This is a genomic window from Kitasatospora sp. NPDC093679 (genome assembly GCF_040683455.1).
Classification (GTDB): domain Bacteria; phylum Actinomycetota; class Actinomycetes; order Streptomycetales; family Streptomycetaceae; genus Kitasatospora; species Kitasatospora arboriphila.
In genome coordinates this window covers 39,302-49,774 of record NZ_JBFBDW010000060.1, presented here as the reverse complement: position 1 = coordinate 49,774, position 10,473 = coordinate 39,302, and the positions used below count along the sequence as shown (strand labels likewise).

The window sequence follows — 10,473 nt, the reverse complement described above, 5'->3', positions numbered from 1 at the left end:
GCGCAGTTCTCCCCCAGCCTTCGGCCGGGAGGTGCCCCCACGCGCCCCTGCCGGGCGTGCCCGTACTGTTCGTGGCATGACCGAATTCAGTGTTCCGATCACCGTCCGCGGCTACGAGACCGACTCCCAGGGCCACCTCAACCAGTCGGTCTACCTGCAGTACGCCGAGCACGCCCGCTGGTGCTACCTCGAACACGCCGGCATCCGGCAGGCCGACCTGCTGGCGAAGGGCGTCGGCCCGGTCGTGCTGGAGACGACCGTCCGCTACCGGCGCGAGCTGCGGGCCGGCGAGGAGGTGGCGGTGAGCTGCCGTTTCGTGTGGGGCGGAGGCAAGACCTTCGGTGTCGAGCAGACCATCGTGAAGGCGGACGGCACCCTCGCCGCCGAGGTCACCGGAGTGGGCGGCTTCCTCGACCTGACGGCCCGCCGGCTGGTCGAGGACGCCCGGGAGCCGATGCGCGCCCTGGCTGCGGATCCGGCGGCACTGGGCCTCTGACGCCCGCCGCAGGCGTCCTCACCAGGCCGGGGCCGCCGCCAGCAGCCGTGCACGGACCTGTGCGACGGCGGCCGGTTCGGCGGCCCCGGCCCGTCCGACCAGCCAGGCGGTGTTGATCGGCGGGTCCTCCGGTTCGTGCAGTGCGACCAGTGCCCCCGAGGCGAGGTCGGCCGCGCACAGGTAGCGCGGCAGGACGGAGACCCCGGCGCCGCCGGCCACCGCGGCGGCCACCCCGCGCAGATCGGGCACCACGGCCGCGGCCGGTCCGGTCAGCCGGGTGCCGAACACGTGCCGCCAGTAGCGCCGCGCGATCGGCAGGTCCTCGGCGTAGGTGACCAGCGGTACGCCGCGCAGTGCGGCGGGGCCCTCGGCGGCGACCCGCCCGGCGCCGATCCGGGCGGCCCAGTCGGGCCCGGCGACGAGGACGAACTCCTCGTCGGCGAGCGGCACGGCGTGCAGGGGCCGCCCGCGCGGCCGGGAGGTGGCCACGACCAGGTCGTAGCGGCCGGCCCGCAGGCCGGCGAGCAGGTCGTCGGTGAGCCCGGGGGTGACGCGCAGCCGCAGTCCGGCGCCGATCAGCGGGGCGAGCGCGGGCATCGCGCAGACGCCGAGGAACTCGGCCGGCCCGGCGAGGTGGACGGGCTCGGCCGGGGCGCCGTGGTCGGCGCTGCCGCGTTCGGCGACGGCGGCGAGGGCGTCCAGCGGGGCGGCGATCTCGGCGGCGAGGGCGTCGGCCGCGGTGGTGGCGGTGACCCCGCGCGGCAGCCGTTCGAACAGCGGCCTGCCGAGCTGCTGCTCCAGGGTGCGGATCTGTGCGGTGACGGTCGGCTGGGAGAGCCGCAGCAGCCGGGCGGCGGCGGTGAAGGAGCCGGAGCGGTGCACGGTGAGGAAGGTCCGCAATAGTCCGAGGTCGAGCGGTCCGGGGGCGTCACCACTGGGCATGCCCCGCAGCTTAGGCCCTCTCTTTCGGATCTTGCCGGGCGTGCCCGCGCACACGGAGCGGCCGCGCGGCACCCCGCCGGGGTGCCGCGGCCGCTGTGCGAGGTCCGCTCAGTCCTGCCGGTACACCGCCAGCGCCCAGATGACGAAGATGTCCAGGGCGATGATCACGATGCTCCACAGCGGGTAGTAGGGCAGCCACAGGAAGCTGGAGATGAGGCTCAGCGAGGCGACCGCGATGCCCGTGTACCGGGCCCAGGCCATGCCGCGGAGCACGCAGAGCCCGACGAGGGCGACCACCAGGCCCAGGATGATGTGGATCCAGCCCCAGGAGGTCACGTCGAACTTGAAGACGTAGTTCGGCGTGGTGACGATCAGCTCGTCCTGCGCGACGGCGACGATCCCCTGGAACAGGTCGAGGAGACCGGTGACCAGCATGACCACGCCGGCGAACAGCACCAGGCCGGTGACCCAGCCGCTGTTCTGACGCGGTGGCAGGCCCCCCGTGGCGGGGCCCGGAGGGACGGAGGTGGAGGCCATGGCGATCTCCCTTTCGGAGACGTAGGGATGTCCCGACCGTCCGTCCGGTCGCCGGGCCGGGCAATCGGGGCTGGGCCGTCCGGGTGCCGGGGGCCGCGGCCGGGGAGCCGCCTGCGCCCGGTATGGAGTACGCCCGCTGTCGGGCCCGCGAGGGCGCCCGTAGGGTCCGAGGGGATGCTGTCGGACGACGCGAGAGGTGCCCTCGGTGGCTCTGCACAACGCTCAGGAACCGGCGGCCGACCCGGCCGTCGACATCTTCGCCTCGCCGCTGAGCGAGCGGCCGCTGCCGAAGCGGGCCATGCCGGACTTCCCGGCGCCGCCGTCGGTGGTCTTCCAGCTGCTGCGCAACGAGCTGCTGCTGGACGGCAACGCCGCGCAGAACCTGGCGACCTTCTGCACGACCTGGGCGGACGACGAGGTCCGCCGGCTGATGGACCTGTGCCTGGACAAGAACATCGTCGACAAGGACGAGTACCCGCAGACCGCGGAGATCGAGTCGCGCTGCGTGAACATCCTCGCGGACCTGTGGCACGCGCCCGCCGGTGCCGAGGGGGCCAACGCGGTCGGCTGTTCGACCACCGGCTCCAGCGAGGCGGCGATGCTCTGCGGCCTGGCGCTGAAGTGGCGGTGGCGGGAGCGGCGGCGTGCCGCGGGCGAGTCGACGGAGCGTCCGAACCTGGTGTGCGGGCCGGTGCAGGTGTGCTGGGAGAAGTTCGCCCGGTACTTCGACGTGGAGCTGCGCCAGGTGCCGGTGGAGCCCGGTGCGACCGGCCTGCAGCCGCACCAGCTGCGCGAGTACGTCGACGAGAACACCATCGGCGTCGTGGCGATCCTCGGCGTGACGTACACCTGCACCTACGAGCCGGTCGCGGAGATCGCCGCCGAGCTGGACCGCATCCAGACGGAGACCGGCATCGACGTGCCGCTGCACGTGGACGCCGCCTCGGGCGGGTTCATCGCCCCGTTCCTCCACCGCGACCTGGTCTGGGACTTCCGCCTGCCGCGGGTCTCCTCGATCAACGCCTCGGGCCACAAGTACGGCATGGCCCCGCTCGGCGTCGGCTGGGCGCTGTGGCGGGACAACGACGCGCTGCCGGACGACCTGGTCTTCCACGTCTCCTACCTCGGCGGCGACATGCCGACCCTGGCGCTGAACTTCTCCCGCCCCGGCGGACAGGTCGTCACCCAGTACTTCATGTTCCTGCGCCTCGGCCGCGAGGGGTACCGGCGGGTCTACCAGGCCTGCGCCGACACCGCGCAGCACCTGGCCCGGCAGGTCGCCGAGATGGGACCGTTCACGCTGCTGTACGACGGCGTCGGCGCGCTGCCGGCCGTCTCCTGGACGCTCACCGACCCGGACTCGGTCGGCTGGAGCCTGTACGACCTCTCCGACCTGCTGCGGATGCGCGGCTGGCAGGTGCCCTCGTACCCGCTGCCGCCGGACCGGCAGGAGACGGTCATCCAGCGCGTCCTGGTGCGGCACGGCGTCGACCGCGACGAGATCGAGCTGCTCGCCGAGGACATGCGCCGGGCGATCAAGCGCCTCGAACAGGGACACCCGCACGAGGCGGACCGCGTCGGCTTCCACCACTGAGTACGGTGGGGTCGGGGGTCGGACGTCGGGACGAGCGAACGGGAGGCCGATGGTGGCGGGCGACGACGGGTTCGACAGGTACCGACCCAGTGCGGTCGGCGAGATGCTGCGGGACCGGCCGCCGATGGCCCGCGAACTGCCGGTCTTCGAGCCCGACCTGGCACCGGCCGAGCCGGGACCGCTCTTCGTGGACTGGCTGGTGGAGGCCCTCGAGGCGGGCGTGCTCGACCCGCAGGTGATGACGCTCTCGACGGTCGACGCGGACGGCGTGCCCGACGCCCGGGTGCTGGTGCTGCGGGACGTCGACGCGGCCGAGGGCGCCTGGTTGTTCGCCGCGGAGGCCGACAGCCCGAAGGGCCGTCAACTGGCGCTCAGCCCGATGGCCGCGCTCAGCGTGTACTGGCCGCCGCTCGGCCGCCAGGTCCGCGTCCGCGGCTCGGTCGAGGCCGCGCCGCCGGCCGTCTCCGCGGAGGAGTTCCGCGGACGCTCGCCGGGCGCCCGGGTCGCCTCGCTGGTCGGACGGCAGAGCGAGCCGCTCGGGTCGCTCGCCGCGTACGACCTGGCGGCCGACGAGGCCCAGCTGCTGCTGGACGCCGACCCGGAGCTGGTGGCCGCGGGGCACACGGTGTACGTGCTGCGCGCCGCCGAGGTCGAGTTCTGGCAGGGCGACCCGAGCCGGCGGCACGTCCGGCTGCGGTACACCCGCACCGGCCTCGGCACCGGCCGGATCGCCTGGACCAGCACCCTGCTCTGGCCGTAGGAGGCATGCGTAGGGGCGCGGGGAACCGCACGGTTCCCCGCGCCCCTGATCGGCGCCTTCCGACCGTCAGGCCGCGGTGCCGGCCAGGACCCGGGCTGCCGGGTCCGGTTCCTGGGCGGCTGTCGGGGCGGGGCGTCGCAGGCCTTTCAGCAGGATCACCAGGCCGGCGGTGACGACGGTGCCCGCGGCGATCGCCACCAGGTAGAGCACCGGGTTGCCGATCAGCGGCAGGACCCAGATGCCGCCGTGCGGCGCCCGCAGGGTCGAGCCGAAGGCCATCGTCAGACCGCCGGCGACCATGCTGCCCGCCATCGCGGAGGGGATCACCCGCAGCGGGTCGGCCGCGGCGAACGGGATCGCGCCCTCGGTGATGAACGAGGCGCCGAGCACCCAGGCCGCCTTGCCGTTCTCCCGCTCCTCGCGGGTGAACAGCCGCCGCCGCACGGTGGTCGCCAGGGCCAGGCCCAGCGGCGGGGTCATGCCGGCGGCCATCACCGCGGCCATCACCTTCAGGCTGCCCGCGTCCGGCACCGAGCCCGCGGTGGTCAGCGCGCCGGCGGCGAAGGTGTACGCCACCTTGTTGAGCGGGCCGCCCATGTCGAAGGCCATCATCGCGCCCAGCAGCAGGCCGAGCAGGATCGCGTTGGTGCCCGACAGGCTGTTCAGCCAGTCCGTCAGCCCCTTCATCGCGGAGGAGATCGGCGAGCCCAGCACCACGAACATCAGGAAGCCGACCGCGGCCACCGACAGCAGCGGGATCACCACCACCGGCATGATCCCGGCGATCGCCCGCGGCACCTTCCAACCGGTCATCCAGCGCACCAGCAGGCCCGCGATCAGACCGGTGACGATGCCGCCGAGGAAGCCCGCGCCGACCGTCACCGAGACCGCGCCGCCGACGATGCCGGCCGCCAGCGCCGCCCGGTCCGCGATCGCGTAGGCGATGAACCCGGAGAGGATCGGCACCAGGAAGGCGAAGGCCGCCGCGCCGGTCTGGAAGAGCAGCGCCGCCCAGCTGAGGTGGGACGTCCAGTCGAAGTGGCCGACCACCGACGGCGCCGAGGAGATCGTGTAGCCGCCGATCGCGAAGCCCAGCGCGATCAGCAGTCCGCCGGCCGCGACGAACGGGATCATGTAGCTGACGCCCGTCATCAGGTAGCCGCGCAGCCGCTTCGCCCAGTGCTCCTGCCGCTGCACGGGCGCCGGGGCGGCGGCCGGCTCCGCGGTGCGGGCGGGAGCGGCCGCGGCGAGCGCGACCGCCTCGGCGACCAGCTCGTCGGCCCGGTTGACGCCGGCCTTCACCCCGGTGTCGACCGTCGGCAGCCCGGCGAACCGGGCCCGGTCGCGGACCTCCACGTCGTGCGCCAGGATCACCGCGTCCGCGGCGGCGATCACCGCCGGGTCCAACGGGGTCGAGCCCGCCGAGCCCTGGGTCTCCACGTGGATGGTGGCACCGGCCCGGGCCGCCGCCTGCTCCAGCGCCCGGGCGGCCATGTAGGTGTGCGCGATGCCGGTCGGGCAGGAGGTCACCGCGACCAGCCGCGGGCCGCCCGCCGAGGGTGCGGCGGCGGAGGCGGGCTCCGGGGCGGCGGTCGCGGCGGGCTCCGGCGAGGGGGCCGGCTCCTCGTCGTTGACCAGGGCGGCGACCGCGCTCGGGTCGGTCGCCGTGCGCAGCGCCCCGGTGAACTCCGGGTCCATCAGCCGCCGGGCCAGCGAGGCCAGGATCTGCAGGTGGGCGTCGTCCGCGCCGTCCGGAGCGGCGATCATGAAGACCAGGTCGGCCGGCCGGCCGTCCGGGGCGTCGAAGTCCAGCCCGCGGGTGCTGCGCCCGAAGGCCAGGCTCGGCCGGGTGACGTGGGCCGAGCGGCAGTGCGGGATGCCGATCCCGTCGCCCAGGCCGGTCGGCGCCTGCGCCTCGCGGGCGGCCACGTCGGCGAGGAAGCCGTCGAGGTCGGTGACCCGCCCCTCGGCCGCCAGCCGCTGGGCCAGGGCGCGGAGGGCCTCCGCCTTGTCGTCGGGGGCGAGGTAGAGATCCACGAGCGCAGGTGTGATCAGTCTGCCGTTGTCGCTCATCGTGTCGGTCCTTCACCAGTCGTGCACAGGTGCGGTGGTCGGTTCCTGTTGCCCCCAGGTCCTTCCGATCGGCCGTGCGTGACGGCCGGTGCGCGTCTGCGGCCCTCGCGGCCGCGCCCGGTTCAGCGGCCCAGCGGCAGCTCCCGCGGCACGTCGGCGGTCACCACGACGGTGTCCGGTTCGAGGTCGGCCGGGATCGGCATCACGCTGCCCGGCAGCCGGACGGCCGCCGCGCCGTGCGCCAGCGCCGAGGCCAGCGCCTTCGGCCCGCTGCCTCCGGCGCCGAGGAACCCGGCCAGGGAGGCGTCGCCGGCGCCGACGTCGCTGCGGACCTCGTCCACCGGCGCCGTGCCGTACCAGGAGCCCTCCTCGGCGACCAGCAGCATGCCGTCCGCGCCGAGGCTGGCCAGCACCTGCTGGGCGCCGAGCTCGCGCAGCCGCTCGGCCGCGTCGAGGGCCGCGCCGAGGGTGGTGACCGGACTGCCGACCGCCTCGGCGAGTTCGTCGAGGTTCGGCTTGACCACGTCGGGGCCGGCCGCCAGCGAGGCCAGCAGGGCCGGGCCCGAGGTGTCCACGGCGATCCGGGCGCCGCCCAGGTGGGCCTCGGCGACCAGGTCGGCGTACCACTCGGGTGCCAGCCCGCGGGGCAGGCTGCCGCAGCAGGCCAGCCAGTCCACGTCCGCCCCGGCGGCCTGTCGGCGGACGGCGCCGAGCAGCGCCGCCGACTCCTCGGCGGTCAGCTGCGGCCCGGGTGCGTTGATCTTGGTGAGCGGGCCGTGCCGCTCGACGATCGACACGTTGATCCGGGTGTCGCCGGCGACCGGGACGGCCGCCACGTCGATGTCCTGGCGGTGCAGCAGCTCCGCCAGCAGCCGGCCGGGCGCGCCGCCGAGCGGCAGCACGGCGGCGGTGCGGTGACCGGCGGCGGTGAGCGCCCGGGCCACGTTCACGCCCTTGCCGCCCGGGTCCAGCCGGTCCCCGGTGGCCCGGTTGACCTCGCCGCGGGCGAGCTCGGACAGCTCGTAGGTGCGGTCGAGGCTGGGATTGGGGGTGATGGTGACGATCATGCGCGGATCACTTCCGGTCCGAGTTCTTCGATCTCCGCGGCCTGCCGGTCGGTCAGCCCGCTGTCGGTGACCAGGACGTCGACCTGCTCCAGCGAGCCGAACCGGGCGAAGTGCCGGGTGCCGTACTTCGAGGAGTCCGCGACGAGCACGATCCGGTGCGCCCCGGCGACCATCGCCCGCTTCACCGCGGCCTCGGCGAGGTCCGGCGTGGAGAGGCCGCCCTCCGGCGAGAAGCCGTTGGTGGCCACCACGGCCACGTCGGCGTGCACGTCGGCGAGCGCGCGCAGCGCCCAGTCGTCGACGGCGGCGTGGGTGCGGTGCCGGAGCCGGCCGCCGACCAGGTGCAGCGAGAGCGAGGGGTGGTCGGCCAGGCGGGCGGCGACCGGCAGCGCGTTGGTGACCACGGTCAGCGTGCTGTCCGCGGGCAGCAGCGCCGCCAGCCGGGAGACGGTGGTGCCGGCGTCCAGCAGCACGCTGCCCTCGGCGGGCAGCAGGGCCAGCGCGGCGCGGGCGATCCGCTCCTTCTCGTCGGCGGCGGTCGAGTCCCGCTCGGCGAGGCCGGGCTCCAGGTGCAGCGCCCCGGCGGGCAGTGCCCCGCCGTGGACGCGGCGCAGCAGCCCGGCCCGGTCGAGGGTGCTGAGGTCGCGCCGGATGGTCTCCTGCGTGACGTTGAACTCCTCGGCGAGCGAGGGGACGTCGACGCGGCCCCTGGTCTGGGCGAGCTGCAGGATCTGCTGCTGGCGCTCGGGAGCGTACATGTGGGATCGGGTCCGTTCATGTCTGTTTACGCCTGGCTGACTCCGACGATACGCCCCGACCGTGGAAAAGCAAGGGTCCGAACATGTGGGATTTCTGCCCGATTACGTTGACATGTCGAGTGAACCGGGCGTAAAACCAAATGAAACCCACCCGGTGACGGGTGCGTGACCCCCCCGACCGCCCGGTACCCGCGGACCGCCCCCACCGCCGGTACCGGGCCCGCGGCCCCATCCGGACCGCCCGTTCGGGCACTCCCGGACGCACCCCGTGAACCCGAAGGACACCCCATGCCCCAGCTCCTGGTCACCGTCGGCTCGCAGAGCGGCCTGCACGCCCGGCCCGCCTCCCTCTTCGTCCGGGCCGCCGCCCGGCAGAGCGTCAAGGTCGGCGTCGGCCGCCCCGGCCAGACCCCGGTGGACGCCCGCAGCCTGCTCTCCGTCCTCGCCCTCGCCGCCGGCCACGGCGACACCCTGGAACTCACCGCCGACGGCGAGGAGACCGCCGCCCGCGCCGCCCTCGACGAACTCGCCGCCCTGCTCGCCGACGACCTGGACGCCGTCCGGTGACGGCCGCCCCGCTGCACGGCATCGGCGTCGGCCGCGGCAGCGCCGCCGGGCCGGTCGCCCGGGCCGCCCCGTCCCCCGTGCTGCCGCCGGCCCGGCCGGTCACCGACCCGGCCGCCGAGAGCGCCGCCGTGCGTGCCGCCCTCGCCGCCGTCGCCGCCGACCTGGAGGCCCGCGCCGCCCGGGCCGACGGCGCCGCCGCAGACGTGCTCACCGCACAGGCGATGATCGCCGCCGACCCGGCGCTCGCCGACCGGGCCACCGGACTCGTCGCCGCCGGCACCGACGGCCCGCACGCCGTCACCGCCGCCTACCAGGGCTTCCGCGAGGCCCTGCTCGCCTCCGGCGGCTACTTCGCCGAGCGCGCCGCCGACCTCGACGACCTCCGCGACCGCGCGGTCGCCCGGCTGCTCGGACTGCCGATGCCCGGCCTGCCCGACCCCGGCCACCCGTACGTCCTGGTCGCCGACGACCTCGCCCCCGCCGACACCGCCGAACTCGACCCCGCCCGGGTCCTCGCCCTGGTCACCGTCCGCGGCGGCCCCACCAGCCACACCGCGATCCTCGCCAAGGCCCTCGGCCTGCCCGCCGTCGTCGGCTGCCCCGGCGCCGCCGGACTGCAGGACGGGCGGACGGTGCTCGTGCTCGCCGCCGACGGCGCCGTCCACCCGGATCCCGCGCCGGAGGCCGTCCGGCACGCGGCCGAGCGGCAGCGGGCCCGCCGGGAAGCGGTCGCCCACAGCGCGGGGCCCGGACGCACCGCCGACGGGCACCCCGTCGCGCTGCTCGTCAACCTGGGTGCCGCGCACGAACTGACCGCCGCGGCCGCCGCCGACTCCGAGGGCGTCGGCCTCTTCCGCACCGAGTTCCTCTACCTCGACCGGGCCGAGGCCCCCGGCGCCGCCGAGCAGACCGCCGCCTACCGGGCCGTCTTCGAAGCCTTCGCCGGACGCCGCGTCACCGTCCGCACCCTGGACGCCGGCGCCGACAAGCCGCTGCCCTTCGCCACCGCCGCCGACGAGGAGAACCCCGCCCTCGGCGTCCGCGGCCTGCGCACCGCCGCCCGCGACCCGCAGCTCCTGGAGACCCAGCTCGCCGCGATCGCGGCCGCCGCCCGCGGCAGCGGCGCGGAGGTCCGGGTGATGGCCCCCATGGTGTCGCTGCCCGCCGAGGCCGCCGCCTTCGCCGGCCGGGTCCGCGCCCACGGCCTCGCCCTCGCCGGCGCGATGGTCGAGGTGCCGGCCGCCGCACTGCGCGCCGACCGGCTCGCCGAGGTCTGCGACTTCCTCAGCATCGGCACCAACGACCTCGCCCAGTACGCCTTCGCCGCCGACCGCACCCTCGGCGCCCTCGCCGAGCTGCTCGACCCCTGGCAGCCGGCCCTGCTCGACCTGGTCGCGGCCACCGCCGGGGGCGCCGCCGCGCACGGCGTCCCGGTCGGCGTCTGCGGGGAGGCGGCGGCCGACCCGGACCTCGCGCTCGTCCTCGTCGGCCTCGGCGTCACCGGGCTGTCCGCCGCACCCTCCTGCCTGCCCGAGGTCCGCGCCGCGCTCGCCGGGCACACCCTCGCCGACTGCCGCCGCCTCGCCGGGCTCGCCTGCAGCGCCCCCGACGCGGCGACCGCGCGGGAACGGGTGCGCGGATCGCTGCGGACGGCCGGGGGCTGAGCCCGCCCGTCGGCG

Annotated in this window: 10 protein-coding genes; 5 read left to right on the top strand and 5 right to left on the bottom strand. The window is 75.6% G+C overall.

Translation table 11 applies throughout. From position 1 onward, the window contains the following. The first annotated feature begins 76 nt into the window (after nucleotides 1-76). Nucleotides 77-496 (top strand): acyl-CoA thioesterase, encoded by a 420-nt coding sequence (locus tag AB0O09_RS33090; protein WP_363548343.1) that lies wholly within the window; start codon nucleotides 77-79, stop codon nucleotides 494-496. 18 nt (nucleotides 497-514) lie between these two features. Here AB0O09_RS33090 and AB0O09_RS33085 read toward each other — a convergent pair whose 3' ends face one another. Both AB0O09_RS33085 and AB0O09_RS33080 read right to left on the bottom strand, forming a co-directional pair. Continuing rightward, the gene (locus AB0O09_RS33085; protein WP_363548341.1) at nucleotides 515-1,438 is read right to left on the bottom strand and encodes a LysR family transcriptional regulator; all 924 of its coding nucleotides are present in this window, start codon (nucleotides 1,436-1,438) and stop codon (nucleotides 515-517) included. A 108-nt stretch (nucleotides 1,439-1,546) separates the two neighbouring features. Then, nucleotides 1,547-1,975, bottom strand: coding sequence for a hypothetical protein (locus tag AB0O09_RS33080; protein ID WP_363548339.1), 429 nt, complete (start codon nucleotides 1,973-1,975; stop codon nucleotides 1,547-1,549). A gap of 211 nt (nucleotides 1,976-2,186) precedes the next feature. Between AB0O09_RS33080 and AB0O09_RS33075 the strand changes: the two genes are divergently transcribed. Further along, nucleotides 2,187-3,569 (top strand): glutamate decarboxylase, encoded by a 1,383-nt coding sequence (locus AB0O09_RS33075; RefSeq protein WP_363548345.1) that lies wholly within the window; start codon nucleotides 2,187-2,189, stop codon nucleotides 3,567-3,569. Nucleotides 3,570-3,618: 49 nt separating this feature from the next. Further along, nucleotides 3,619-4,329: a pyridoxamine 5'-phosphate oxidase family protein gene (locus AB0O09_RS33070; protein ID WP_363548338.1), complete on the top strand. Its 711-nt coding sequence runs from the start codon at nucleotides 3,619-3,621 to the stop codon at nucleotides 4,327-4,329. Nucleotides 4,330-4,395: 66 nt separating this feature from the next. On the opposite strand, the gene AB0O09_RS33065 is transcribed toward AB0O09_RS33070, so the two are convergent. The 3 genes from AB0O09_RS33065 to AB0O09_RS33055 form a co-directional block, all read right to left on the bottom strand. Further along, the gene (locus AB0O09_RS33065; protein WP_363548336.1) at nucleotides 4,396-6,402 is read right to left on the bottom strand and encodes a fructose-specific PTS transporter subunit EIIC; all 2,007 of its coding nucleotides are present in this window, start codon (nucleotides 6,400-6,402) and stop codon (nucleotides 4,396-4,398) included. A gap of 122 nt (nucleotides 6,403-6,524) precedes the next feature. Beyond that, on the bottom strand, nucleotides 6,525-7,469 hold the full coding sequence (gene pfkB, locus AB0O09_RS33060; protein ID WP_363548334.1) for a 1-phosphofructokinase: 945 nt from the start codon (nucleotides 7,467-7,469) through the stop codon (nucleotides 6,525-6,527). Then, on the bottom strand, nucleotides 7,466-8,227 hold the full coding sequence (locus AB0O09_RS33055; RefSeq protein ID WP_363548332.1) for a DeoR/GlpR family DNA-binding transcription regulator: 762 nt from the start codon (nucleotides 8,225-8,227) through the stop codon (nucleotides 7,466-7,468). Before AB0O09_RS33055 ends, pfkB begins: the two co-directional genes overlap by 4 nt. A gap of 288 nt (nucleotides 8,228-8,515) precedes the next feature. Here AB0O09_RS33055 and AB0O09_RS33050 point away from each other — a divergent pair, with 288 nt between their 5' ends. Beyond that, nucleotides 8,516-8,794, top strand: coding sequence for an HPr family phosphocarrier protein (locus tag AB0O09_RS33050; RefSeq protein ID WP_359983656.1), 279 nt, complete (start codon nucleotides 8,516-8,518; stop codon nucleotides 8,792-8,794). Next, a complete protein-coding gene (locus tag AB0O09_RS33045; RefSeq protein WP_363548330.1) occupies nucleotides 8,791-10,458 on the top strand; it encodes a putative PEP-binding protein in 1,668 nt (555 codons plus the stop codon). Before AB0O09_RS33050 ends, AB0O09_RS33045 begins: the two co-directional genes overlap by 4 nt. Nucleotides 10,459-10,473 lie beyond the last annotated feature (15 nt).

What these genes read in the sequence shown, in the direction of transcription:
- AB0O09_RS33080 (WP_363548339.1), bottom strand. Translation starts at nt 1,975, where the DNA reads ATGGCCTCCACCTCCGTCCCTCCGGGCCCCGCCACGGGGGGCCTGCCA.
- AB0O09_RS33065 (WP_363548336.1), bottom strand. Translation starts at nt 6,402, where the DNA reads ATGAGCGACAACGGCAGACTGATCACACCTGCGCTCGTGGATCTCTAC.
- pfkB (WP_363548334.1), bottom strand. Translation starts at nt 7,469, where the DNA reads ATGATCGTCACCATCACCCCCAATCCCAGCCTCGACCGCACCTACGAG.
- AB0O09_RS33055 (WP_363548332.1), bottom strand. Translation starts at nt 8,227, where the DNA reads ATGTACGCTCCCGAGCGCCAGCAGCAGATCCTGCAGCTCGCCCAGACC.
- AB0O09_RS33070 (WP_363548338.1), top strand. Translation starts at nt 3,619, where the DNA reads ATGGTGGCGGGCGACGACGGGTTCGACAGGTACCGACCCAGTGCGGTC.
- AB0O09_RS33090 (WP_363548343.1), top strand. Translation starts at nt 77, where the DNA reads ATGACCGAATTCAGTGTTCCGATCACCGTCCGCGGCTACGAGACCGAC.
- AB0O09_RS33085 (WP_363548341.1), bottom strand. Translation starts at nt 1,438, where the DNA reads ATGCCCAGTGGTGACGCCCCCGGACCGCTCGACCTCGGACTATTGCGG.
- AB0O09_RS33050 (WP_359983656.1), top strand. Translation starts at nt 8,516, where the DNA reads ATGCCCCAGCTCCTGGTCACCGTCGGCTCGCAGAGCGGCCTGCACGCC.